This is a genomic window from Pseudomonas sp. BIGb0558 (assembly GCF_024807515.1).
In the GTDB taxonomy this organism is placed as follows: Bacteria; Pseudomonadota; Gammaproteobacteria; order Pseudomonadales; family Pseudomonadaceae; genus Aquipseudomonas; species Aquipseudomonas yamanorum_A.
In genome coordinates this window covers 1-25769 of record NZ_JANUEW010000062.1, presented here as the reverse complement: position 1 = coordinate 25769, position 25769 = coordinate 1, and the positions used below count along the sequence as shown (strand labels likewise).

Sequence of the window (25769 nt, the reverse complement as noted above, 5' to 3'; positions counted from 1 at the left end):
TTTTGCGGACTATCGACGTGAATAAGCCAGATTACGGACCATAATGTGTCAACCATGTCCCCGCACATGTGTCCACCATGTGTCCGGTCCGTACAGGCTCCTTTCAAAAGTGACCCGCTGTAAGAGCGGAACCCATATCAGCCATCACAAAAACAACGGATATGCCCCCCATCACCCAGCCACCAAATCCCCCACCTGAGCACCCCGCAAATACGTCTGATACAACGCCGCATAAGCCCCCCCACGCTCAATCAACGCATCATGCGCCCCAAGCTCCACAACCCGCCCATGCCTCACCACGGCAATCCGGTCCGCGTCCCGAATGGTCGCCAACCGGTGGGCTATGATGATCGCCGTGCGCCCCAGGCACAGCCTGCGCAACGCCCGCTGAATCCGTCGCTCCGTGTGAATATCCACCGCCGAAGTCGCCTCATCCAGCACCAGCACCGCCGGGTCCGCCAGATACGCTCGCACCAGGCAAACGAGCTGCCGCTGCCCATGACTCAAATGTGCGCCCAGGGGCCCGACTTCGGTGTGGTACTGATGCGGCAACCGCTCCAACACCTCATCAGCCCCCAGCTCCCGGGCCGCCGCGATCAATGTCGCGTCATCCGCCAACGGCGCCGCCAGCCGCAAGTTGTCGAGAATGCTCCCGCTGAACAACACATTGTCCTGCAACACCACCCCGACATTGCGCCGCAACGCATGCTGGCCCAGCTCCCGCACGTCAATTCCATCCAGCCGCACCGCGCCCGACTGCACCTCATAAAACCGCGTCAGCAACTGCACCAGCGTGCTTTTCCCATGCCCCGAAGGCCCGACAATCGCCAACACCTCACCTGCCGGAATATGCAAGTCCAGCCCATCGATCACCGGCGCCTGCGCACTCGGCACATAGCTGAAGTCCACTTTTTCAAAACGCACCTCACCCCGCGCCCGCCCCAAATGACGGGGCGCCACGCTGTCGGTGATCTGCGCCTGGGTATCCAGCAACAGGAAAATCCGCTGCGCCGACGCCGACCCGGTGGCATACCGCTCAAACAGATCCGACAGTTCCTGCAGCGGCCCCAAAAACAAAAACACGTAGAACAGACTCTCGGCCATTTGCCCGACCGACACTTCACCCGCCGCCAGCCCATAGCCGCCCACCAGCAGCAACAGTGCGATCCCCGCCGAACTCAGCAGCGCCGTAAAGGGCGCAAACCACCCCGACCGCAGGCTGCCGCGAATCAGCGCGTGGTTGAAGTCGTCCAGCAGCCCGCGATAACGCAGCAGGTTCGGCGCTTCCTGGGCGCACTGCTGCAGCATCCGCGCGCCGCTGACGCTTTCCACCAGGTGCGCGGTAAAGCGGCTGCGGTTTTCCGCGACCCTGGCCCAGTTGCGCTGGGAAATCCGCTTGAAACTCCAGGTCGCCAGCACCAGCAAAGGTACGGTGGCCGCCAGGCTGAGGAAGAAGCGCGGGTCGATCCGCCACAGCATCACCGACGCCAGGCCGCAGCGCAGCACGGCCCCGAGCAATTCCGGCGGGCCCTGGATCACCAGCGGTTCGAGGGCGTCCACATCACGGTCAACCCGGGAAATGATCCGCCCGGCACGGGTCTGGTCGAAGTAGCTCACGCTCAAGCCCTGGACATGCGCAAACACCTGTACCCGCAGGGCATTCAGCACGCGGATCGCCGCGCTTCCGGCGACAAACTGCGAGACCCCGGCCAGCAGGAAGCGCACCAGCCAACTGGCGGCCAGCCCAAGGCCCAGCCACAGCACCAGGCGCTCATCCAGCAGCCAGTGGTCGGCTTGTTGAATCAAGCCACGGTCCAGCAGTTCACGCACGAACCAGGGGCGCAAAAACACCGTGAACACCAGCAACAGCTCAATGCCGATCACTGCGACAATCGAGCGGCGGATTGGCCTGAGCAGCGGCAGCAAGCGTTTGAACATGCTGCGGTCGAGGGCCTTTTTTGCGAGCATTTCTTCAATTTCGATATCGCTCAAGGCTTTGCCGGCGATTGGATTAGCCATGGTCGATCCCCAGCAGGTCGCGGTAGTGCGGGTTGGCGTGTTGCAGCTCGGCGTGGGGGCCGGCGGCGGCGATCTTGCCGTGCGCGAGCATCAGCACCCGGTCGGCCAGGAGGATGGTCGACAGCTTGCTGGAGATCACCAGCACCGTGGTGCCGCGCAAGTCCCGCAGGTTATTCAGCACGTGGCGTTCGCTGATGGCGTCGAGGGCGCTGGTGGCGTCGTCCAGGCACAGGATGTCCGGTTTGCCCAGCAGCGCCCGGGCCATGCACAGGCGCTGGCGCTGGCCACCGGACAAGGTTACGCCGCGATCACCCAGCGGCGTGGCCAGGCCGTGGGGCAGGCGCAGCAAGATATCGTCGGCCGCGGCGAGGCGCAGGGCCTCGTGCAGTTGCTCATCGGTGGCGTCGGGGGCGGTCAGGCGCAGGTTGGCGGCGAGGCTGCCGGCAAACAGGAAGCTCTCTTGCGGTACCACATGCACCCGTTGGCGCAGTGAGCCGAGGTCGAGTTCACGAATGTCTTGCCAGCCAGCGTCGTCGTTACCGAGCAACACACGCCCGGCGCTGACATCCGTGAGACGCGGCAGCAGGCTGGCCAGCAGGCTTTTCCCGGTACCGGTGGCGCCCACCAGCGCGACAATTTCACCGGGCACCAGGGTCAGCGAACAGTCATGCAGAATGTCCCGGCCACCGCCGGGAGCGCTCACACTGACGTGCTCCAGGCGCAGCCCCAGGGGCGAAACGGGCAGGGTGGCGCTGCCGCTGCGGATGGCGGCCGGGGCGTCCAGCAGTTGCCAGATGCGCTCGGCACTGGCCCGGGCATCGGCGAAGGTCTGCATCACCCGGCCAATGCCTTCGATGCGAAACACCAGGGTGGTGGCGATCAGCAGCGAGGTCACCAGTTCACCAATGCCCAGTTGGCCGGCGGCCACCAGGTGGGCGCCGTAGACCAGGATCCACACATGGCCGAGGGCGACCACTGCCTGGGGCAGCGGAATACGTGAACTGGAGTACGCCAAGGCTTGGCGGGCCAGCCCGGCGAACACCGCCACTTGTTCGGAAAAGCCCTGGATACGGCTCTGTTCAAGGGCAAAGGATTTGATTACCCGCACGCCGCCGATGCCTTCGCTGAGGTCCTGGTTGACCCGGTCGTAGGCCGCGCCGACGCTGCGGTCGAGTTCAACCAGGCGTTCGGTTTGCAGCACGAAGATCCACAGCCCGGTGACGGTCAGCAGCAGCGGTACCAGCCCCAGCCACGGGTTGTACCAGCTCAACAGGCCGACGGTGGCCAGCACCACCAGCGGGGTTTCCACCACCTGGCGCCAGAAGGTGATCAGGGCGTCACGCACCTTGTCGGCGTCACGGGTGGTACGGGTGATCATCTCGCCCATGCCGTGCTGCCAGTGGTAGCCCAGGTGCAGGCTTTGTACCTGGGCCAGGATGCGTTCGCGCAGGCGCGTCAGCAGTTCCTGGCTGAGCACCAGGGACAGTACGCTGGCGGCGTATTGCAGTACGCCACGGCCCAGGGCCACGGCAAGCATCAGCCACAACCAGTGCCAGCCGAGGCTCGCGTCGAGGCTGCCGTCGGCCTGGCGGATCACCGCGCGGCCGGCGCTCACGTCGTTGACGGCATGGCCGATCAGCCATTGTTGCCAGACCAGGCCGAGGTTGATGGCTACGAACAGCCCGGCGACCAGGGCGAAGCGCCAGGGCATTTCGCGGTAGATCGCCAGGCTGCGCAGAAGAGGGTGTTTTTCGATCATGAAAAGCTCGTTGGGGGGTTATTGATCGTTCCCAAACTGTGGCGAGGGAGCTTGCTCCCGTTGGGTTGCGAAGCGACCCCAAAAACTGGGCCTGCTACGCAGTCCAGCGGGAGCAAGCTCCCTCGCCACAGGGATGTGTTGGGCGGGTCTAGCGAGTGGTCGCCCCCTGGGTTTCCTTGGCGTTGAGGATCGCCGTGTACTCCCCCGGATCAATCCCGTTCAGGTAGTAGTTGCCCACATGGTGCAAGCGCCAGCGAATCGGGTCATGGGTGGTGTGCACCCGGGCGTTGCGCCAGAACCGGTCCAGGTTCCATTTGCTCAGTGACGAGCTGGCCCCGAGCAACGAGAAGATATCGCTGGAAATCTTCAACGACGCGCTGTCTGAATGCGCCCGTGCGGTGGCCACCGACAGGATCAATTCGTCCTGCAGTACCTTGTTTTCCGGGTCCTGTTCATGTTCGTCAAACACCCGCGCCGCATCCCGCAGCAGTGACTCCGCCGCGCGCAGGGCCACCGCGTATTCGCCGATCTGCTTGATGATGTGCGGCTCTTCATTGGCGTGGTCCACGCCGCTTTCTACCCAGGGCCTGGCGTTGTGCTTGAGGTAGTCCACCGCAGCGCTCAGCGCGCCGGAGGCAATCCCGGTATCGATCGCCGCATGCAGGATCTGCGGAAAGGTCAGCCCGGTGCGTTTCATCGGGCCCTTGCGCCGGGAGACGAAGTCTTCATCCAGTTCGATATTGTCGAAATTCACCGTGCCGCTGACCGAGTTTTTCTGCCCGAAGGCTTCCCAGTCGTCCACCAGGGTCAGGCCCGGCGCGTTGCGGTTGAGCAGCACGCCGGCACCGCCATCATCGGAGGCGGCGGTGAGGGAGATCCACTCGGCAAGGTAGGAACCGGTGGAGTAGAACTTGCTGCCATTGAGCACCAGCTTGCCGTCGGCACGCCGCTCGACGCGGGTCTTGAGGGCGAACTTGTTCTTGCCGCCGACTTCCGCCAGGGCGTTGCCAAAGCGCTTGCCGGCCAATACGTCAGCCACCAGGCGATCACGCACCGTATCCGGATAACCGTTGAAGATGCCCCGCAGCATCACGTTGTGAATCTGCAGCAACTGCCCCACACCGCCATCGGCCACCGAGACCAGGCGCACGGTTTCGACGATGGTTTGCACCGAGGCACCCAGCCCGCCAAATGCCTTGGGCACGCCGATGGCGGTCAGGCCGCTCTGGGACAGCAATTGCGCCTGGCGCCACGGCAGTTGGCCGTTCTGGCTGCTGTCGGCGGCGATCGCGGCGATCTCCACGGCGATCTCTTTGGCTGCGGCAATCGCCTCGGCCTCGCTGTGCAGTTGGCGCACCGGTACCTGTTCGAACGTACTCATAGTTTCTTCCCCTGATGTGGCCCGTGTGTGTAAGCCCCCTGTAGGAGCTGGCTTGCCAGCGATGGTGGTTAACGATGACGTGTACTGACGGGTTTACGCGGTGCACTTGAGTCCATCGCTGGCAAGCCAGCTCCTACAGGGGATTGCGCTGGATGTCGGGCATTGAAGGTGCCTTGAGCAAGTTCTGCGCCAATGCCGAAAACCACGCCTGGCGGGGCCTGCGATAACGGGGTGTTGCTGGGGAAGCAGTGGTGAACGGGTGACTGCTGGATCAGCAGCAGTGCTGCTGACAGGCCAGCAACCGCGCTTCAGCTGTTTGCGCCAAAGCCTTGCAAACCGGGGCTTTGGCCAATTGGCACGGCCTCTGCAATACCTCCATGGATTGCCTTGCCCAATTCAATGGAGCTGCCCATGATCCTTTCCGCCGTCCTGCCCAAGCCTGCGCTTGAGCAGATCTGGTTTACCCGCTGCCCGGTGCCGACCGCTTCCGGCATCGCCTACAAACTTGGTTGGTTGAGCGAAGAATTCGCCGCTGACGGCCTGCCGGTCTCGACCCTGCAGGAGGCCCGCCAGTTGGGTCATCACCACTACGATCACGAACTGCCCGGGCTGTTTCGCGAAGGCGGTAACGTGCCGGCACTGGCCGCCCGTGCCGCCGGTGCACCGAGCCGTTTGATCGGCCTGACCTGGATCGAGGAATGGCAGACCATTCTGGTCCGCCCGGACTCCGGCATCACGCGCCCCGAACACTTGAAAGGCAAGCGCCTGGCCTTGCCGGCGTGGGGCGACAGCCGCCCGGGCAGTATCGCCCGGGCCATGAGCCTGCACGGCTATAAAGGCGCGCTGAGCCTGGCCGGCCTGGGCTTTGATGATGTGCAACTGGTGGAGGTCGCGCTGCACGATCAGGAACAGGCGAGCAACCCTCAGGAAGGTTTGCAGCGCCTGTGGTCGGGCCTGGATTACCTGGCTCGCGGCGAAGTGGACGCGGTGTACGTCAAGGGCGCTTCGGCTGCCGACGCTGCCCGTCGTCTGGGCCTGGTGGTGGGCATCGACCTGGACCTGATCGCCGAGCCGCGCTACCGCATCAACAACGGCACGCCGCGCCCGATCACTGTCCACCAGAGCCTGCTGGACAACCACTTTGACCTGGTGGTGCGATTCCTCGCGCAAACCCTCAGCGCGGCTGACTGGGCTGCGAACAATCGCGACGGCCTGAACGCGATTCTCGAAGAAGAAACCCGCGCCGGCAGTGCCGGGGTGGCCGAGGCCTATCGCGGTGATTTCCATACCACCCTGGCCCCGGAACTGTCGGCCCAGCGCCTGGATTTTCTCGGTGTCCAGAAAGACTTCCTGTACCTGCACGGCTTCCTGGAGCGCGATTTTGCAATCGCCGACTGGGTCGACCCGCGCCCCCTGCAAGCTGCCCATGAACTGTTGGCCAAGCGCCGCGCCTGAACCCGGAGAAACTGCCATGACTGCCATTGTCCACGCCCAACCGATCACCCAGGAACTGCAGGGCTTCATCGACAAAGTCCTGCTGGAAGCCGAAGAAGCCTTCACCGTCTTCCGTGAAACCAACACCATCACCGCCAATGGCACCGTGGGCTTTATCGAGCGTGTGCCGGGCCAGGAACTGCTGGTGTCGGTCAACTACGGCGGCCCGTGGAACTACCGCAAGCCGCTGCAAGCCACCGTCACCGACTTTGCCGGCAACGTGATCTTCGGCAAAGGCAAGGGCGGCCTGGGGCGCTACACCAAGCTGTTCCAGCAGCATGCGGACGTGACCACCGTGTCCCACGTGCACTCGCCGTACCTTGGTGCCTGGGCCCAGACCCATCGCACGCTGCCGTTCCATTACGTGCCGGTGCAGCGCTACCAGCTGGCGCGCGAACTGCCGGTGTACATCGACCGGCGCCAGCAGGAAGTGGATTTCATCCTCGACAAGATCGCCGAAAACCCCTTCAACCTGGCGATCCTCGAAGCCAATGGCGGCTCCACCGTGTGGGGCAAGCAAGGGCTGCGGGCCACGGCTGAATTCATCCTGTTGCTGGAGGAGGGCGCGCAGCTGCAATTGCTGGCGGACGCCCTGGGTGGTTCGCGGGCTTACGGCCCGGGCGTGCTGACCCAGCAGTGGAAGATGAGTGGCTTGTTTGAGCAGGCCACGGCGCTGGGCCTGGTCCCCGCCATCGACCGCAAAAACTGAACTCACCCTTATCACGGTGACTGAAACCACCACGATCCCTGTAGGAGCCGGCTTGCCGGCGATAGCGGTGCATCAGGCGACATTCCTGTTGGATGTGCCACCGTCATCGCCGGCAAGCCGGCTCCTACAAGGGGCGGTTCCATTCAAGGATGTCTGTCATGGCTGTAAAGATTCTCTGGTACCTCACCACGCCCGATGGGCCTTATCCGTGGGAGCCTGAAGGGCGCTGGAAAACGGACTTCCAACACCTCAAGCAATTAGCGGTCGCCAGTGATCGCCTCGGCTATTACGGCTCGCTGCTGGGTTCCAGCCCGAATGAAAGCCTGGCGGTGGCCGCGTCGTTGATCGACGCCACCCAGCGCCTGCGTTTCCTGGTGGCGCAGCACCCCGGCGAGCTGTCACCCGCGGTCCTGGCCAAATGGGCCCTGACCTTCGACCAGTTCTCCAACGGCCGCTTGCTGTTCAACGTGGTCAACGGCAACGACGCGGGCCTGGCGACCCTCGGTGTGCATTACCCACACGATGAACGCTACGCCTTCAGCCTCGAATACTGGCGCGCTTTCCAGGGCTTCTACGCCGGGGATACACGGGGCTACGACGGCGAATACATCAAGCTCGCCCCGCGTGCGCCGGGGGCGGCCAAACATCCGCTGGGCGGCTGGCATCCTCCGTACCAGAAACCCGGCATCCCGCTGTGGGGCGCCGGCACGTCGGGCCCGGGGGTTGAACACTCGGTGCAGTTGCTCGACGTGTACCTGAGCTTCGCCAATACGCCGCCAAAACTGGGGGACAAGTTCCGCAAGGTCGCCGCTGAAGCCGCAAAAATCGGCCGCGAACTGACCTTCGGCACCCGCCTGCAAATCATCGTGCGCGAGACCGAAGAAGAGGCCTGGGCCCACGCCGAGAAACTGCTGCAACGCACCTCGCTGCAAACCGCCCGCACTGCCATCGAACGCCAGTTGCCCCCCGGCGTGAGCTTCGAGGATTTCCACAGCGACGACCCGCAAACCCAGCGCAACGTCGAGACCATTCGCGCCGGCCGCCTGCCCAAGGCCCGCGACCTGGAGATCTACCCCAACGTATGGCTGGGCCCGAGCCTGTTCGGCTTCAACATCCTCGGCCCGGCCGCCGGCACGTATCTGGTGGGCAGCGCCGAGCAGGTGGCCGAGCGCATTCGTGAGTACGAAGCCCAGGGCACTTCGGCGTTCATCCTGTCGGGCTTCCCGCTGATCGATGAAGCGCACCGGGTGGCGGACCTGCTATTCCCGCTGCTGGACCTGGACCACGGTTTTGAAGTGCCGCGTCTGAACGCCGTGCAACACCAAGAGGCGTAACTGATGAGCGAAGGATTTTCCCGCCGGGTGTTTCTCGGCAACAGCCTGGCCATCGGCGGCGGTTTGCTGCTGGGTGGCTGCGACAGCGGCGCAGCACCGACAGCGGTATTGTCGACTACGCCGACCACCGGTGGACGCCTGCGCATCGGCATCATCGACGGCGACCAGTCCGGCAACCTCGATGCCCATAAACCGGTGGGCGGCGGGATCATTCGCGGCTGGGCGCTGTACAGCAAGTTCTGGGAGTGGAACACCGACGTCAGTACACGCCTGGCCCTGGCCGAGTTCGCGGAACCGAACGCCGACGCCAGCGCCTGGACCATCCGCATCAAGCCCGGGCTTGAGTTTCATCACGGCAAGACCATCGGCGCGGACGACATGCTGTTCTCGCTGCTGCGCCTCACCGACCCGAAACTCGCCTCGCCGTTTGCCGGTCTGGTGGGCGCCATCGACCGCAATGCGCTGCGCAAGCTGGATGAACGCACCATCGAAATCCGCTTCAAACAGGGCCAGAGTTTCTTCCCGCTGGATGAAACCCTGATCAGCTTCGGCGGCATCGTGCCCACCGACTACGACCCCATCACCAATCCGGTGGGCGCCGGCCCCTACAAGCTCAAGCGCTTTGTGCCCGGCCAGCGTTCGCTCTACAGCCGGTTCGAGAATTACTACAAGCCCGGCCAACCCTATGCCGACGAACTGGAAATCATCGAGTTCAAGGACCAGGTGTCGCGGGTCGCGGCCTTGCGTGCCGGGCAGATCGACGTCGCCAGCGGGGTGCAGGCCGAGCACAGCGCATTGCTCAAGGCCGACTCGCGCCTGTCGCTGTGCGTGTCGCCCAGCACCTCGTTCACCGGGTTCAACCTGAACCTGGCCAAGCCGCCGTTTGATGACGTGCGGGTGCGCCAGGCGTTCCGTCTGCTGGCCGATCGGCAGGAGCTGGTGGACCGTGGGCTCAACGGTTTCGGGCGCATCGCCAACGACCTGTATTCGCCCCACGATCCCACCTATAACCATGACATCGCCCAGCGTCCCCATGACCTGGAACAGGCGCGCTCGCTGCTGCGCCAGGCCGGGCAGACCGATCTGCGGGTGGAGCTGACCACCCCGTCGGGCCCCGGCGTGAATGCCGCGCTGGTGTTTGCCCAGCAGGCGAAGAAGGCGGGCGTGGAGGTGCGCGTGACCCAGGTCGACGGCGCCGTATTCAACGGCCCGCAGCGTGAGCAATGGCAACTTTCACCGGGTTCGACACCGGCCCGTGGCTTCCTCGCGTCGGCTTTACATAACGACGCGCCATTGGCGATCTACAACCGCAGCAATTTCCACGACGAGCGTTTCGACGCGCTGTACCGCCAGGCCCTGGCCCAGCCGGACTTGCAATTGCGCAAAGGCCTGGTGCACGAGGCCCAGCAGATTCAACACGAACGCGGCGGGCTGCTGATATGGGGCTTCAACGATGTGCTGGACGCCGCTTCGGTACGGGTTGGCGGCCTCACGCCGGAACAGACCACCTTCGCCTCCTGGCGCTTTGACGAGCTGTGGTTGAACCATGTCTAAACCCCTGCGAACGCCGGCCTGGCTGTCCTGGTTTATTGGTCGGCTGGGCTACGGCCTGCTGACCGCCTGGGTGATCAGCCTGGTGGTATTTATCGCCACCCAGGCGCTGCCCTCGGACCCGGCCCGGGTGATTCTCGGCCCCGACGCGCCGCTGCAAAGCATCCTCACCCTGCAACATCAACTGGGGCTGGACCAGCCGATCCTGCGGCAGTACCTGCGCTGGCTCGGCTCGGTCCTGAGCGGCGACCTGGGGGTGTCACTGGACTCCAACGCGCCGGTCAGCAGCATCCTGTGGGGGCGTTTCGGCTACACCCTGGCGTTGCTCGCCGGGGTGATCGCCGTGGTGGTGCCGGCAGCGCTGGCCCTTGGCGTGTACCTGGCGTTGCGTCGTGACAGCCACCTCGACCGCTGGAGCCTGTCGTTGCTGATTTTCCTCAAGGCCACGCCGGGCTTCCTGTTGGCCATCGGCCTGGTGTTGCTGTTTTCCATGCCGCATATGGACTGGTTGCCGGCGGTGTCGATCCTCGATCCGGACCAGTCGCTGTGGCGCCAGTTGCCGTTCCTGGTGCTGCCGGTGTTGGCCCTGAGTCTGTCGGCGCTGCCGTACCTCACGCGCATGGTGCGTGCGGCGATGATCGATGCACTGGAGTCCGACTACGTGATTGCCGCACGGCTGCGGGGCATTCCCCACTGGCGGATCGTGTGGCGGCACACCTTGCCCAATGCGCTGGTGCCGGCGATTCAAGGCGTGGCGCTGACCCTGCGCACGTTGATTGGCGGCGCGGTGCTGGCGGAAGTGATCTTCAGCTACCCGGGCATCGGTACGGCACTCAACGCGGCGATCCAGATGCGTGATCTGCCGATGATCCAGGCCATCGTGCTGGTGATCACGCTTGCAGTGGTGTTGATCAACCTGCTGGCCGACCTGTTGACGGTGCTGCTCACGCCCAAGCTGCGCACGGCCCGTCGTGTGACCCTGATTTCGCGCAACCGCCGGGGCATTACCCCATGGTGGCGGCGCTCCCGAGGTGATGCATGAGCAAGAGTCGAGTATCCCGCTGGCTGGCTGAGCCGCAAACCCGCAAGGGCGCGCTGATCACCCTGCTGGTGATCGCTGTGGCGCTGCTGGGGCCATTGCTGGCGCCCCATGGCTCGACGGACATGGTCGGGCCGGTGTACGGCGCGCCGACGGGGTGGGCGCTGCTGGGCTATGACTTTTTGGGGCATGACGTGTTGTCGCGGCTGCTCAGCGGTGGCCTGTCGGTGCTGTGGATGTCAGTGGCGGCGGCAAGCATTGCCCTGGCGGTGGGCAGCACCCTCGGCTTGCTCGCAGGGCTCTCGCGGCGGCGCCTGGACCAGTTGATCACCTGGCTGGTGGACGTGTCCCTGGCGTTTCCCGACCTGATCCTGGTGTTGTTGATTGTCTCGATGCTGGGCCGTGCACCGTGGTTGATCGTGCTCACCGTATCGATTGCATTTATTCCCGGGGTGATTCGCCTGGCGCGGGCCAGTGCGGTGGCAGTGGCGGGGCAGGAGTTTGTCGAGGCGGCGCAGATGATGGGCTACTCGCGACGGCGGATCCTGTTCAAGGAAATCCTGCCGAACATCCTGACGCCGTTGCTGGTGCACTTCGGCAACATGCTGACCTGGGGCGTGGGCATGCTCTCGGGCCTGAGTTTCCTCGGTTATGGCGTGGCGCCGCCGACGGCGGACTGGGGCTTGATGATCAATGAAAACCAGGCAGGTTTACTGGTACAGCCCTGGGCGGTGCTGGCCCCCGCCGTACTGATCGGCGTATTTGCCTATGGCACCAATATCCTCGCCGAAGGCATTGGCCGCAGCAGCGCACGCCTGGGAGAAAAACAGCCATGAATGCAATTGCGGAGATTACGACGACGGTGCTGCAGGTCAGCGGCTTGCGGGTTGAGTTGCCGGGGCAGGTGGATGTGCTGTCCGGGGTGTCTTTCAGCCTGCAGGCTGGCGAAATCCTTGGGATGGTGGGTGAGTCGGGTTCCGGCAAGACCACCTTGGCCACCGCGCTGCTGGCCCATGCCCGTCGCGGTGCGCGGATTGTCGGTGGCCAGGTGCATATCGCCGGCCAGGCGCTGTTGAGCCTGGAAGGCGAAGCCTTGCGCCGCGCCCGTGGCAGCCTGATCGGCTACGTCGCCCAGGACCCGGCCACCGCGCTCAATCCGGCGCTGCGTATTGGCAGCCTGCTGCGCGAAACCCAGGCGGTGCACCCACTGCAGTTGGACAAGCCTGCGCAGCAACAGCGAATTATTGAAACCTTGCGTGATGTGGGCCTGCCGGATGATCCGGAGTTTTTACGGCGCTTTCCCCATCAACTGTCCGGCGGCCAGCAACAGCGGGTCATGCTGGCCCTGGCGTTTGTGCTGCGGCCCCGGCTGATCGTGCTGGATGAGCCGACCACCGCCCTGGACGTCACCACCCAGGCGCACATCCTCGCCACCTTGCGCCGCTTGTGCAAAAGCCAGGGCGTGGCGGCCGTGTATGTGTCCCATGACCTGGCGGTGATCAAGGACCTGGTGGACCGGGTGATGGTGATGTACGCCGGGCGGATTGTTGAAACAGCCACCCGGGAAGGGTTGTTCAGCGGGCCGTCCCATCCCTACACCCGGGGCTTGCTGGCGGCGATTCCCGATGTGGCCGGGCGCCGTGAGTTGCTCGCGATTGCCGGGCATGCACCTGCGCCGGGTCAGCGGCCGCAAGGCTGCGGGTTCGGGCCACGGTGTGAGCGTTTTCGGCCTGAGTGTTCGCAACAGGAACCGTTATTACAGACGCTGTCGGCGGCGCATGAAGTGGCGTGTTTCGCGCCCCATGATCAGCCGTTGCAGCGCATCGCCCTGGCACCGATTGCCGCCGTGGATGCGCGCACCGATACCGCCTTGCTGGAGATCAGTGGGTTGAACGTGGCGTATGACCGGCAGGTGCTGTTTGACGTGTCGCTGCAGTTGCTGCCGGGGGAATGCCTGGCGCTGGTGGGCGAGTCCGGTTCCGGCAAGACCAGCCTGGCGCGGGCCGTTGCCGGGCTGGGGGAGAATGCCGAAGGCGAGCTGCGTTATGCCGGGCAGCCGTTGCCGCTACAGGCACGGCAGCGCGAGGCGGAGTTGCGGCACCAGATTCAGTACATCTTCCAGAACCCGTATCGGGCGTTGAATCCCCGGCAGACGGTGTATCAGACCTTGAGTGCACCGCTGGAGCATTTCTTTGCGGTGAAAGGTGCTGCGGCGCGGGAGCGGGTGGAGGCGGTGCTCAAGCGGGTGTCGCTGCCGGCGTCGGTGGCCGGGTTGTATCCCCACAGCCTGTCCGGCGGTGAGCGCCAGCGCGTGGCGATTGCCCGGGCGTTGCTGTGTGAACCGAAGCTGCTGATCTGCGATGAGATCACCTCGGCGCTGGACGTCTCGGTACAGGCCTCGATCCTGGATCTGCTGCGCCAGTTGCAGCGGGACGGGTTGACGTTGTTGTTCGTCACCCATGACCTGGGCGTGGTGCGGGCGATTGCTGACCGGGTGCTGGTGCTGAAGGTCGGGCGGGTGGTGGAGCAGGGCGCGGTGGATAGCGTGCTGGATCAGCCGCAGGCGGCGTATACGCAGACGTTGCTGGAGCATTCGCCCTCGCTGGGTTGACTGGCACTGCTGCGCAGTGATCGCCGGCAAGCCGGCTCCTACAGGTTTCGTGTAGGAGCCGGCTTGCCGGCGATGGCGTCCGTCCGTTCACACCCAAATGGCATCCCACAGCGGATAGTCATGTACCCGCCGCACCAGCCCCGCCCGTATTGGGTTGGCGATGATGTAACGGGCCACGGCCTGCAGGTCTTCCTCCCGGCGAATTGCCCGATCGTGAAAACCTTTCTGCCAGAAACGCCCCGAGCGCCCCAAACGCGCGTTAACCGCACGCGCACTACGGGACTTTGTTGCAAGCATCAGTTGCGCCAGCGTGCTGTGCTTGAGCTCAACCAGCCAATGGAAATGATCAGGCATGACGACCCAGGCGAGAGAGTCAGCCAAGCCTTCGGTTTGGGCCTGGCGGAATTGATGAACGACTAGTCGGCCGACCCGCCAATCGGCAAAGACAGGATCGCGGTGCTGGGTGACTGCCGTGAGCATGTAAATCTGCCCGGGTTCGGAATAGCGGCCGCAGCGTAGGTGTTTGGCGTGGGGAAGCGTGGACATTCCTTGTCCTCCTGTTGGGAATACAGGCAGGAAAGGCTAGTGTGGAACGTCGAGATTTGCGGCGGGCTTTTGGCTCAGGGTGTGTCTGTGGGGGCGCCATCGCCTGTAGGAGCCGGCTTGCCGGCGATGGCGTTGGCCGCCGTTACGCGACCTTGCGCCTACGCGCGGCCTCGCGCACCGCCGGAATGATCCACCGCCCATAATCCACTGTGTCATACAGCGGGTCATACCCCCGGTTCAAAAACGTCGTGACCCCTAGATCCACATAATCCAGCAGCGCCTGGGCCACGGTCTCCGGTGTGCCTACCAACGCCGTGGTGTCGCCATACGCCCCAACAGCCGTCGCCGTCGGCATCCACAACGCCCGATCATGCCGATCCCCCAGCGCAGCCGCCGCCAACAACCGCTCCGACCCCGTGCCCTTGATCCTCTTCTGCCACGGACTGCCCGCCGCAAACTGTGGATTGGCCTTGATCTGCGCCAGGATCTGCTCGGCCCGCTGCCACGCCAATTCCTCGGTCGCCCCCAATATCAGGCGCACCGACAAACTCACCCGTGGCGCCTGCACACCGGCCGCACTGGCCGCTGCCTTGAGCTTGGCAATCTGCTCCGCCACACCGCTCAACGGCTCGCCCCACAGCGCGTACAAATCCGCATGCTTGACTGCGATCTGATAGGCAATGTCCGACGAGCCGCCAAACGAAATCGGGATATGCGGCTGTTGCAGCGGCTTGACCGGCGAAAACGCGCCCTTGATGTTGAAGTACTTACCCTCGAAGTCGAACGGCTCTTCGGCGGTCCAGGTACGTCGCACGATCTCCAGGTATTCGTCGGTGCGCTGGTAGCGCTCGGTCTTGTCCAGCAGGAAGTCGCCTTCCTGGGGTTCGGCGGTGATGCCGGTGATGGCGTGCAGGCGAATACGCCCACCGCCGGTGGTGTGATCCAGCGTGGCAAACGCACGGGCTGCGACGGTTGGCGCGGTAAGCCCCGGGCGGTGGGCGATCATGAAGCCCAGGCGCTCGGTGTGCGCTGCCGCATAGGCGGCGATCTGCAAGCTGTCGGCACTGCCGGGCCCGCTGGCGATCAGCACCCGGTCAAAGCCTGCGTGTTCATGGGCGCGGGCGTGGTGGCGGATAAACCCGAGGTCGAAGTCCGGGCTGCGCACGCCACGGGTCTCGGACCATTGGCGGGGGAAGATCATGCCGACAAATTCGATGGACATGGTGGGGCTCCTTTGAGGGTTAGAACTGGTAGTCGACCTGGGCCAGCAAGGTGCGGCCCGGCATCGGTTGCAGGAAGGTGTTGGTGGAGCCGGCCAGGCCACTGACGAAATTCAGTTCGTTGGTCAGGTTCAGCACGCGCAAGGTGGTGCTCCACTGCGGCTGGCGGTAGTACACGGCAAGGTCGAGGTTGTATTCGTTGGGGATCTTTACGGTCTTGCTCAGGTTCAGGTACCAGTTGCTGGTCCACCAGCCGGACAGCTCGGCGCCAAAGCCCGAGTCGAAGCGGTAGTCGACGTAGCCGCTGGCGGTGTATTCAGGAATCTGCACCGCGTCGAAACGCCCGGAAGGCCGCTGGTTGAGGTTGTTGTTATCGCCGAATACGGTGCCGTTATCGGGCACGAACCCGGCGGAGGCAAAGCCTGCCTGGGAGGTGAATTCGTTGTAGGCGTTGAGCTTGGACAGGTTCAAGCCGCTGCGCAGGTGGTCATCCGGCTGGTAGCGCACGGTGGCTTCCACGCCCTTGATCACCAGCCGCGCGATGCTGTTGTTGCTGTCCGGCGCCTGGTCCCGGGCCTGCTTGAACGCGGCGAGGGTCATGAACAGCTGGTTAGGCACCGCTTCCACTTTCACGCCCACTTCGTGCAATACGCTCAGGCTCTGGAACGCCAGGGGATTGAGCAGGTTCGCGCCACTGCCGCTGCCCCAACCGAGGCCGTTGGAAAAGAACCCGGTGTTGACCGCCAGCGAGCGATCGAAGGTGTAGTAGAGCGTGGTGTTTTCCGTGGGCTTGACGTAGGGGCTGACCTGGAAAGCGAACAGCCGGTAGTTGTCGCTGTCCTTGCGCGGGTTGCCGCCGGCGAGCACGAACGGGTTGTCGATCTCGGCCTCGATCCAGCTGCGGCTGGCACCGATGTTCAGGCCGATATAATCGCCGTACTTGAGGTTGTGCTGGCTGAACAGGGTCTTGGTGGTCCAGGTGCTTTCGGCGGTGTAGGGCGCCACGGACTCGGCGTAGAGCCCGTGCCCGGCGGGGTACATCGGCGGCAGACTCAGCCAGCCATAGTAATTGGAGTACTGCGGCACGCCGGGTTGGCCGATCCAGGCGCCATTGCCGCCGGCGGGGTTGGCGCCGTTGAGGCCCAGCAGATCGCCGGGGTTCTTGCCCGACGGATCCTGGGTCAAGTCATAGGCATTGATGGTGGAGCCGAAGCTGTTGTTGGCGACGATCGACTGGTTGAATTCCCGGCGATAGATCAGGCCGGTGTTGCTGTCATCCCGCAGGGTCCAGCCGCCCAGGCGGGTTTCATTGCGCGAGCGGAATTCGAAGCGGTTGTCGAAGATGTTGTCTTTGGACTGCACCTGGAACGAACCCACGGCATCGGTGATGTCCTTGGAGCGTTGGTAGAACGTGCTGTTGGCCACGGTGATGGTGGGCGACAGATCGGCCTCGATGCGCAGTTGCGTGGTAAAGCGTCGGGAGCTGCTTTCATCTTCCTTGCGTTGCCCGGTTTGCGAGGACAGCGAGCGTTCGCCGTTACCCGCCAGCGTCGGGTCATACACCCAGCCCCGCAGGCTGCCGGGGTTGCTCTGGGTGTTGGGCGAGGCGGTCTGGAAGCTGCCGTCCACCACGCTGTATTGGCCCTGGGCATTGCGCTGGCGTTTGACCCAGCCGAGGGTCGGCGCATCGGCGGCGCCGGAGGCCAGCACCGGCGACCACAGGGTGTTGCCGTTCTGGATAATCGGCGTGGCGCGCCCGGCGTAATACTTGCCGTTGTCCACCAGGTCCTGGGTGGCGCGGTTCCAGCCGTGGGTGATGTTGTAGTCGTAGTAGTTGTCGTAGCTGGCGTTCCAGTCCACCCGCACGTTGTCGTTGCGCCAGGCGAGGGCGCCGTAGAAGGCGTCGAAGTTGTTGTCGACGTTGTCGTAGAAGTCCTGCTGGCGCTGCTTGGTGATGCTCAGGCGGTAGGCCAGGTTGTCACTCAAGGGCCCGGTGTTGTCGATGCTGAACTTGTTGGAACTGCGGGACGTGCCGTCCGGTATCCACGAGCCCAGTTCGCCACTGAGTTTGGTCTTGAACTCGTTGAAGTTCGGCTTCTTGCTCAGGTAGTTCACATAACCGCCGCTGCCGGACACCGAACCGTAGGTGACCGAGGATGGCCCGGCGACGATGTCGGCGCCTTCATAGGCGTTGAAATTCGCCGGGTGGCGCACGCCGTAGGCGCGCTGGCCGTCCTGGAACACCTCCGAGCCCTGGGCGCGAAACTGCGGGGCGATGCCGGCGTTCTGGCCGCCGCCGCGGGTGATGCCGGGGGCGTATTTGACCAGGTCGTCGGCGCTGCGGATCGAGTCGTTGGCCAACTGTTCGGCGTTGATTTGCACCACCGAACGGGGTGTATCGAGGACCTTGGTCTCGGTGCCGCCGTACACCGACGTCGGCGGGCGAATGGGCAAAGCGTCGTCATCGGACTGGCTGGCATTGGCCTGCACGGTCACGGTTTGCAGTTGGGTATCGGCGGCAAAGGCCTGGATTGGCAGGCTTGCGGCCAGCAGCAGAGGTAAACGCAAGGCGATAGCGTGCATGGCAGAAATGCCCCATAAAAAGAATGAAGAGCGCACGGTCCCTTGTAGGAGCCGGCTTGCCGGCGATGAGGCCCTTGAGCCCTGCGCCGGTCGACCGGACGCCATCGCCGGCAAGCCGGCTCCTACAGGGCGATGCGGTGTAAGTGGGTTAGGCGGTGTCTTTGAGCCAGAGCTTTTCGAAGCGCCAGGTGCTGAACAGCGACTCTTCGGACTGCGCCCCGCCGACGCGGGTGGAGACGCTGTCGAGCAAGTCGGCGTAGCCCCAGATCAGCATCCCGCCGCGCTCGTACTGGATCTGCTGGACCTGATGCACCAGGGCCTTGCGTTTTTCCAGGTCGGGCTGGGCCATGGCGGCCAGGAACAGCTCACTGAATTGCGGGTCGTTGAAGTGGGTCTTGTTGGACACCGCGAACGGCGCGTCGGTATGGATCGCACTCGCCAGGAACGGCGCGCCGATGCTGCCGCCGGTGCTCAGGGTCCAGTCGTTTTTCAGCGGGCCCTGGAAGGTCGCCAAATCCACCTGCTTGACCTTGAGGGTCACGCCGATGCGCTTGGCCTGTTCGGCCAGCACCAGCGCCGAACTCAAGCCCGGCCCCGGGGTGGTGATCAATTCCACCTCGAGGTTTTCCTGGCCGGCGTCCTTGAGCAGTTGCGCCGCGCGTTGCGGGTCGTAGGGGCGCGGCCCGAGGTCGTGGTTGAAGGTCGGGTCGCTGGGTGCATAAAGGTCGTTGGCCACCCGGCCCTGGCCGTTCAATGCACGGCGCACAAGCTCTTCACGATCCGCCATCAAGCGAAATGCTTCGCGCACCCGTGGGTCGTTGAACGGTGGCTTGTCGAGGTTCATGTCGAACGACAGCCAGTTGCCGGTCACCGAGGTGATCACCTTCAGGCGCGGGTCCTTTTGCAGGATCGGCAGCTGTTCGGTGGGCATCACGTTGGCCATGTCGATTTGCCCGGAGCGCAGGGCGGCCAGGCGCGAAACCTGGTCCTTGAAGTCGATGATTTCCAGCTCATCGGCGTAGGGCTTGCCGTCCTTGTAGTAGTGCTCGAAGCGGGTAAACAGCGAGCGCTGGCCGGGGGTGAAGCTTTTCAGCTTGTAGGGCCCGGCGCCCACCGGGTTGGTGACCGGGTGGTAATCCACCGGCACGATGCCGCCGAAGTTGACCCAGGTTTCTGCCAGCGGCATGTAGCTGCGGCCGTCGCGAAAGCTCAGGCGCACGGTGCGGTTGTCGAGCTTGACCAGGTTGTCACGGTCCACCCAGTGCAGCAGCGCCGCGTAGGGCGAGGCCAGTTGCGGGTCGGTGAGGCGGCGGATCGAGAAGATCAGGTCATCGGCATCGATGGTCTTGCCGTTGTGGAATTCCAGGCCGGGGCGCAGGCGCAGGGTCCAGCTGCTGGCGTCGGCATTCGGCTCGGCAAATTCGGCCAGGGCCAGGCGCGGTTGCATCTGCTCGTCCCATTCCCACAGCTTGCTGTACAGCGCAAAGCCGCGAACGATGCCACTGCCCACGGGCTTGTGGGCATCGAGGTTGCCGCTCTGGTTGCCATCCAGGATGCCCAGGCGCAGGCGCCCGCCATAGCGTGGCTGATCGTTGCCGGCAACGCTTTTGGGCGTGTCTGCGGGGCCGCAACCGGCCAGCAGCAAGCCGCCGCCGACGGTCACGCTGTAGCCGAGAAAGTCCCGGCGGCTAAGCAGTAGGCTCATGGCATCAGACTCCGGCCGGGCCGTTGGCGGAGCGCAGTTCCAGCACGGGCTCCTGAGGGCGACTCAGCTCGGCGCGTTCACTGCGAAAGTGCGGCAGGATGTGCTCGCCCAGGCGATAGGCCTCTTCCAGATGCGGGTAGCCGGCGAGGAAGAACAGGTCGATGCCGATGGCGTTGTACTCGCGAATCCTTGCCACCACGTTCTCGTAGCTGCCCACCAGCGCACAGCCCGGCGGGATGCCGATGTAGCCCAAGCCAGTCCATACATTGGGGTGGATGAAGAAGTCGTCGAAGCTTTGGGTCTCGGTTTTTTCACTGAAGCCGTGCTCGTAGCTGAGCTTGCGCGCCGTACGCAACCCGGCATGGGCCGCCACGGCCTTGACCGCGCCCCGGGCGATGCCTTCGTCGAAGAAACGCTTGGCTTCGGTGCGGGCCAGTTCTTCGGTTTCCCGGGTGATCACGTCAATCGACAGGCCGAAGCGAATGTCGGTGCGGCCCCATTTCAACGCGCGCGCGCGCAGGTCAGCGATCAGGGCGGCGATCTCGTCCGGGTGCTCGGCGCGCATCAGGTAGAAGTCGGCGTGCTTGGCGGCAAACTCCCGGGCGGCGATGGACGAACCGGCAGTGCAGATCAGCGGCAACCGGGCCTTCTTCAACGGCCCGCGCAGGCCGCCACCCTCGGCCTTGTAGAACTTGCCGTCGTAGTGGAAGGACTCGTTGTGCCAATAGCCCTTGACCACGTCCATGAATTCGGTGGCGCGTTCGTAGCGTTCATCGTGGTCGCTGAAGTCGCCCACCTGGCGCTGGATCGCGTCCGAGCCGCCGTTGATGATGTTCCACACCAGGCGGTTGCCGGTGGCGCGCTGGTAGGTGGCCGCCTGCTGCACCGCCACCCACGGGGTGTAGTGGTAGGGCTGGAACGCGGTGACGAATTGCAGGGTGCGGGTTTCCCGGGCCAGCAGCGCGCAGACGGTCCACGGCTCTTCGCCGGTGGGCGCGTTGACCATCAGCGCACCGCCAAAGCCGTTGATTTCTGCGGCCCTGGCGATTTGCCCGAGGTAGTCGATGTAGGTGAAGTGATCACCTACGCTGAAACCCGACACTGCGCCGGTGCTTGGCCCGCCGCGATGCCAGTCGCCGCGGTTGCGTGGGTCGCCGGGCAGGAACTGGGTTTCGCCGTGCAAAGGCAGGCGGGTGAAGAATTCGATGCTCATGCAAGCCTCCTGCTTATTGCGCGGTCGGGGCGCAGATCGGGGTGATCGGCTGGTCGTTGATGACCTTGTGGGCAAACGGGATCGAGTCCTTGAGTGATGCATTGACCGTGGCGCTGTGGCCCAGGCCTTTGTACAGGTGGCCTTCGACGATGGAGCCGGCCTTGCACGCGTCCTGCATCAGCTTGACCTGGGTCACGGCGGCCGGGGTGGTGTCTTCGGCGCCGGTGCCGATGAAGATTGGCTTCGAGGTTTTCAACGTCGGGTAGGACACTTGCGCCAGCCACGGGGCGAGCTGCTTGCCCTTGTAGTCTTTCTTGGTGTTGGCGATGCTCAGGCCCAGGCCTTCCACGTCGCCTTCGAGGGCGAACAGGCAACTGGTGCGGGCCTGCTCGAAAATCGGCAGGGCTTTTTCGGTGTAGAAGTCGGCCGGGTTGATGCTCGGGTCGTATTGCTGGGCGGCGAGCAAGGTGTAGAAGCCGTAGGCCAGGGTGGGGTCGACCTTGTTGCGCACTTCTTCGCTGGGGTTTTTCGCGTAGTCGAGGGTGTAGATCACACCGGTGCCGATGCTGCCTTTCACTCCCAGGTCCGGGGCGTAGGTGGCGGCATAGGCTGCGGCGGCGAAGGCACCGGCACCGCCCTGGGATTGACCGACGATCAACACCTTGTCGGCCAGCCCGGGTACGCCGGCCACCACGGCCTTGGCGGCGTCGAGGATTCCGTAGGCAGCCATGCGGCTGTTCAGCAAGGGGTGGCCGCCGGGCACGCCGAGGCCCTGATAGTCGGTGGCGACGACGGCAAAACCTTCGGCCAGCCAGCGATTGAGGTAGGCCACGTCACGGTACGAGCGACCTTGCCAGGACGGTGCACACACGTCCGCCACGCCCACGGTGCCATGGCCCCAGCTCGCCACCGGCCAACCACCGGCAGGCGGCGTGCCTTTTGGCAGGAACAGCGCGCCGGACACCACCACCGGCGTCTTGTTATCGATGCCGTCGGTGGAGGTGTACAGAATCCGCTGGGCGCTGGCGGCATTGGCCAGGCTCAAGGTGTTATCCAGGGGCTCGCTGCGCAGCAGTTTGCCGGGAACCGTCGGGATGGCTTTTTCCCAGGTGTAGAACGCCGAGACGCGGCCATCGCCTTGCAGCGGGTCGGGTTTGGGGGCGTAGGTGTCGGCAGCAAACACGCTCATGGACAGGGCCAGGACGCTGAGGCCAAAGGCAAAGGAGTGCGGCAGTTTCATGCTTAATTTCCCTATTACGGATTAGTGCTGACCTGGCCACGCAGGGCCGGCCAGTAGTCGGTGAGTTTCAGGTCGATCAGGGCCTGGTTGGTAAAGCCGGTGGCCAGTGACGGGCCGATGTCGTAGGTGCTGCGAATCAGGTGATTGGCCAGGGCGTAGGTGGTGAGGGCCTGGTAGTGCGCCTTGAGTTGCTGGTCGCTTTTCGGCGCCCAGCGATCCTTCCAGGCCACCGGGTCGTCCTGGTCGTCGCGGCGCAATACGCTTTCGGCGGTGCCGGCGCGGGAAGACAGCTGGTAATAGGCGTCCTGGTTCTGTGGCTGGGAAATCCACCACGCGGCTTTCACCCAGGCCGTGGCGAGCAATTGGGTGATGTCCGGGTGCTGCTGCACGAAGCTGTCGGTGCCCCACAGGTCGGAGACCAGGCGCCAATCGTTGTTGCCTTGCTTGGTGGACCAGATGATCTTGCCCACGCCCTTGTCTTCCAGGGCATAGGCCTCGCTGAGCAGCACCGCAGCGTCGACCTTGCCGGCAGACACGGCCGCGGCGCTGACTTGCGGGTTGAGGTTGGCGATCTTGAAGTCATCGAGCTTCAGGCCCTTGCTGGCCAGGAAGTTGCTGAAGGCGAACTCCCATGGCCGGCCGCGATGCAGCGCCAGGCGCTTGCCCTTGAGGTCGTCGATGGTTTTCGCGGTGGAGCCTTCGGGCACCACCAGGTAGATGTTGTTGCCGCTGCCGCCGGGCACGATCAGCTTGCCCGGCACGCCGCCGGCCCCGGCGATCACCGAAGGCAGGTCACCGCGCACGGCGAAGTCCAGGCTGTTGTTGCTGAAACCTTCGTTGATCTGCGGCCCGGCGCCGGCGTGGGGCAGGGCGATCCACTCCAGCTTGACCCCGCGTTCACGCAGTTGCGCTTCGAGCCAGCCGTCTTCGATCACGCGCCCGGCGATGCCGCCGAACACCGGTTTGCCGCCCTGGGTGTAGGCGACGATGGCGATCTTCACCGACGCCGGTGGCGCCTGTTCGGCCAGCACGCCGGTGCTGACCAGCACACCGAACACGGTGGCAATGCTGTTGCGCCAGAAGTTTTTCATTGGGTTCTCCCTGCTAAGTGATCGCGACCCCCTGTAGGAGCCGGCTTGCCGGCGAAGGCGTCCGTTTGGTCGGTGCAAGGCCTGAGGGCCTCATCGCTGGCAAGCCAGCTCCTACAGGGGAGGCGGCGTTGGGAGGGAGAGAGCAGATTGCATGCCATCAGCGGGAAAACGCCCTGCGCGCCTTGTAGGCCGTGGCTTTGAGGGTTTTCGAAAAGCTGGCTGGCAATGGCTTGGTGTTGATCTGCACACACGCAGGTGCTGGCCGATTGCTGCTCCAGCAGCAGGTGGAGGGGGATGTGTTGGTATATTCTTTTAAGGCATATATAAATATTAATTAATAATTAAATGGTATAGAAAACTTCATGCACTATTGACACGCGCTTTTACTGCCAGGAATGCACCATGTCGCTGATTACCCATCCCAACGCCCGTGAATTGACCAAGTCGGTGCGCGCCACCGTGCTGGTCTTCAAGGACCCGCGCTCACAGGAACTGCTGGCCCGCATCGAGCGCCTGGCACCCAGTGAGGCCAACACCTTGATCATTGGCGAAACCGGCACCGGCAAGGAATTGGTTGCGCGGCATATCCATCATCTGAGCCGTCGCGGGCGTGAGCCGTTTGTGGCGGTGAACTGCGGCGCGTTTGCCGAAACCCTGGTGGAAAGCGAGTTGTTCGGCCACGAAAAAGGCGCGTTCACTGGCGCCACCACCCACAAGGCCGGCTGGTTCGAAGCGGCCAACGGCGGCACGCTGTTTCTCGATGAGATTGGCGATTTGCCGTTGAACATGCAGGTCAAACTGCTGCGGGTGTTGCAGGAGCGCGAAGTGGTGCGCCTGGGTTCGCGCACGCCGATTCCGATCAATGTGCGACTGGTAGCGGCCACTAACGTAAACCTTGCCGATGCAGTGGTGGCCGGGCATTTTCGTGAGGATCTGTTCTATCGCCTGCACGTCGCCACCATCCGCCTGCCGCCTCTGCGGGAACGGCCGGGGGACATCTTGCCACTGGCGGAATTTTTCCTTGAGGAACATTGCCAGCGCCTGGGCTACAACCGCGCTTCGCTGAGTATCGAGGCCGAGCGCAAGTTGCTGGAACACAGCTGGCCGGGGAATATTCGCGAGCTGGAAAACGCGATTCACCATGCCTTGCTGGTGTGCCGAAACCAGTTGGTGCAGCCGCCGGACCTGCACCTGGTGGACATGCGTTCCTCGGGCATTCGCCAGGACGAGGCGAACCAGGCCGCGCCTGCGATCGCCGGGCCGGTGAGCCTTGAGGCGGCGCTGAATGCGTTGTTCGAGCAGAACATTCCGGACCTTTACGAACACATTGAGGAGACGGTCTTTCGTGCGGCCTATCGTTACTGCCATGGCAACCAGTTGCAGACCGGGCGCTTGCTGAATATCAGCCGCAACATTGTGCGGGCGCGGCTGGAGAAGATCGGTGAACTGGGCAAGCCGGTGCTGCTCGACGGGCAGTGACGGGGGTGTTAGCGTTTCGGGCTTCTCTGATCTGTAGAGGGCTCGACGTTGATTCGACTCACCGATTACATCGCTGATTTTTCCCGTTCGCCGCTGGCACCCTGGGTTGATCTTGCTCCCTGGGAGCTGGTGAGCCAGGCGCCTGGCGTTGTTCGCCAATTGCTGGCGGGGTTGTCTGATGATGACTATGAGATTCATGACGAGATTGCCGTGCACCGTACAGCGGTGGTTGAGGCGGGCGCTGTGTTGAAAGCGCCGCTGATCATTGGTGCCCACTGTTTTATCGCTGCCGGGGCTTACCTTCGTGGTGGTTGCTGGGTGGATGAATATTGCATCTTCGGGCCGGGTGCGGAGCTCAAGACGTCCTTTGTTTTCAGCGGCAGCAAGTTGGCGCACTTCAACTTTGTCGGGGATTCGGTGTTGGGGCGGGGGGTGAATCTGGAGGCTGGGAGTATCGTTGCCAACTACCGTAATGAGCGGGATGACAAGGAGGTCCAGGTGCGTATTGGGGGGCAGTTGCAGCGTACCGGGTGCGACAAGTTTGGCGCGCTGTTGGGGGACCTGTCGCGGGTTGGAGCCAATGGTGTGTTGGCGCCGGGGGCGGTGCTTGCGGCGGGTAGTGTGGTAAGGCGGGGGGAGGTTTTTGATTGTGAGGGGTAGGGGGCTTTTGGTGTACATATCCGTTATTTGGGTAACGGCCGCTTATGGTTTCGCTCTTACAGCGAGTCACTTTGCAAAAGCGGCAAAGTAACCAAAACGCTCTGCCCCGCCTGTCGGCACCTCGCCTAGGCTCGG

Annotated in this window: 19 protein-coding genes; 9 read left to right on the top strand and 10 right to left on the bottom strand. The window is 63.9% G+C overall.

Going from position 1 to position 25769, the window contains the following annotated elements:
- Positions 1–171 precede the first annotated feature (171 nt).
- The 3 genes from M2400_RS32235 to M2400_RS32225 form a co-directional block, all read right to left on the bottom strand.
- Entirely contained in the window at positions 172–2019 is a 1848-nt protein-coding gene (locus M2400_RS32235) for an ABC transporter ATP-binding protein (RefSeq protein WP_259201215.1), read from the bottom strand.
- Positions 2012–3778, bottom strand: a complete 1767-nt coding sequence (locus tag M2400_RS32230) for an ABC transporter ATP-binding protein (protein WP_259201216.1) — start codon at positions 3776–3778, stop codon at positions 2012–2014. Before M2400_RS32230 ends, M2400_RS32235 begins: the two co-directional genes overlap by 8 nt.
- A 148-nt stretch (positions 3779–3926) precedes the next feature.
- On the bottom strand, positions 3927–5159 hold the full coding sequence (locus tag M2400_RS32225; RefSeq protein ID WP_259201218.1) for an acyl-CoA dehydrogenase family protein: 1233 nt from the start codon (positions 5157–5159) through the stop codon (positions 3927–3929).
- Between the two features lie 411 nt (positions 5160–5570).
- Here M2400_RS32225 and M2400_RS32220 point away from each other — a divergent pair, with 411 nt between their 5' ends.
- The 7 genes from M2400_RS32220 (at position 5571) to M2400_RS32190 (ending at position 13897) form a co-directional block, all read left to right on the top strand.
- Positions 5571–6614, top strand: coding sequence for an ABC transporter substrate-binding protein (locus tag M2400_RS32220; protein WP_259201219.1), 1044 nt, complete (start codon positions 5571–5573; stop codon positions 6612–6614).
- Positions 6615–6630: 16 nt separating this feature from the next.
- A complete protein-coding gene (locus M2400_RS32215; RefSeq protein WP_177079989.1) occupies positions 6631–7362 on the top strand; it encodes a class II aldolase/adducin family protein in 732 nt (243 codons plus the stop codon).
- Positions 7363–7520: 158 nt separating this feature from the next.
- Positions 7521–8696 carry an LLM class flavin-dependent oxidoreductase gene (locus M2400_RS32210; protein WP_177079988.1) on the top strand — a complete coding sequence of 392 codons (1176 nt, stop codon included), beginning with the start codon at positions 7521–7523 and terminating at the stop codon, positions 8694–8696.
- A 3-nt stretch (positions 8697–8699) separates the two neighbouring features.
- Positions 8700–10250 carry an ABC transporter substrate-binding protein gene (locus M2400_RS32205; protein ID WP_259201220.1) on the top strand — a complete coding sequence of 517 codons (1551 nt, stop codon included), beginning with the start codon at positions 8700–8702 and terminating at the stop codon, positions 10248–10250.
- The gene (locus M2400_RS32200; protein ID WP_259201221.1) at positions 10243–11289 is read left to right on the top strand and encodes an ABC transporter permease; all 1047 of its coding nucleotides are present in this window, start codon (positions 10243–10245) and stop codon (positions 11287–11289) included. Before M2400_RS32205 ends, M2400_RS32200 begins: the two co-directional genes overlap by 8 nt.
- Entirely contained in the window at positions 11286–12122 is an 837-nt protein-coding gene (locus M2400_RS32195; RefSeq protein ID WP_259201222.1) for an ABC transporter permease, read from the top strand. The genes M2400_RS32200 and M2400_RS32195 overlap by 4 nt, the downstream gene beginning before the upstream one ends.
- The gene (locus M2400_RS32190) at positions 12119–13897 is read left to right on the top strand and encodes an ABC transporter ATP-binding protein (RefSeq protein WP_259201223.1); all 1779 of its coding nucleotides are present in this window, start codon (positions 12119–12121) and stop codon (positions 13895–13897) included. Before M2400_RS32195 ends, M2400_RS32190 begins: the two co-directional genes overlap by 4 nt.
- 87 nt (positions 13898–13984) lie before the next feature.
- Here M2400_RS32190 and M2400_RS32185 read toward each other — a convergent pair whose 3' ends face one another.
- The 7 genes from M2400_RS32185 to M2400_RS32155 form a co-directional block, all read right to left on the bottom strand.
- Complete coding sequence (locus M2400_RS32185; RefSeq protein ID WP_177131227.1) at positions 13985–14443, bottom strand: REP-associated tyrosine transposase; 459 nt, start codon at positions 14441–14443, stop codon at positions 13985–13987.
- 142 nt (positions 14444–14585) lie between these two features.
- Positions 14586–15665, bottom strand: a complete 1080-nt coding sequence (locus M2400_RS32180; protein WP_177131225.1) for an LLM class flavin-dependent oxidoreductase — start codon at positions 15663–15665, stop codon at positions 14586–14588.
- Between the two features lie 19 nt (positions 15666–15684).
- Positions 15685–18246 (bottom strand): TonB-dependent receptor plug domain-containing protein, encoded by a 2562-nt coding sequence (locus tag M2400_RS32175; protein WP_259201225.1) that lies wholly within the window; start codon positions 18244–18246, stop codon positions 15685–15687.
- A 148-nt stretch (positions 18247–18394) separates the two neighbouring features.
- On the bottom strand, positions 18395–19951 hold the full coding sequence (locus M2400_RS32170; RefSeq protein WP_177079980.1) for an ABC transporter substrate-binding protein: 1557 nt from the start codon (positions 19949–19951) through the stop codon (positions 18395–18397).
- 4 nt (positions 19952–19955) lie between these two features.
- A complete protein-coding gene (locus M2400_RS32165; protein ID WP_259201227.1) occupies positions 19956–21164 on the bottom strand; it encodes an LLM class flavin-dependent oxidoreductase in 1209 nt (402 codons plus the stop codon).
- Positions 21165–21177: 13 nt separating this feature from the next.
- Positions 21178–22404 carry a S9 family peptidase gene (locus M2400_RS32160; protein WP_259201228.1) on the bottom strand — a complete coding sequence of 409 codons (1227 nt, stop codon included), beginning with the start codon at positions 22402–22404 and terminating at the stop codon, positions 21178–21180.
- 14 nt (positions 22405–22418) lie between these two features.
- Positions 22419–23495 carry an ABC transporter substrate-binding protein gene (locus M2400_RS32155; protein ID WP_259201229.1) on the bottom strand — a complete coding sequence of 359 codons (1077 nt, stop codon included), beginning with the start codon at positions 23493–23495 and terminating at the stop codon, positions 22419–22421.
- 402 nt (positions 23496–23897) lie between these two features.
- Here M2400_RS32155 and M2400_RS32150 point away from each other — a divergent pair, with 402 nt between their 5' ends.
- Together M2400_RS32150 and M2400_RS32145 are read left to right on the top strand one after the other, a co-directional pair.
- Positions 23898–24974, top strand: a complete 1077-nt coding sequence (locus M2400_RS32150; RefSeq protein ID WP_177079976.1) for a sigma-54-dependent Fis family transcriptional regulator — start codon at positions 23898–23900, stop codon at positions 24972–24974.
- Between the two features lie 48 nt (positions 24975–25022).
- Positions 25023–25634, top strand: a complete 612-nt coding sequence (locus M2400_RS32145; protein WP_259201230.1) for an LpxA family transferase — start codon at positions 25023–25025, stop codon at positions 25632–25634.
- Positions 25635–25769 lie beyond the last annotated feature (135 nt).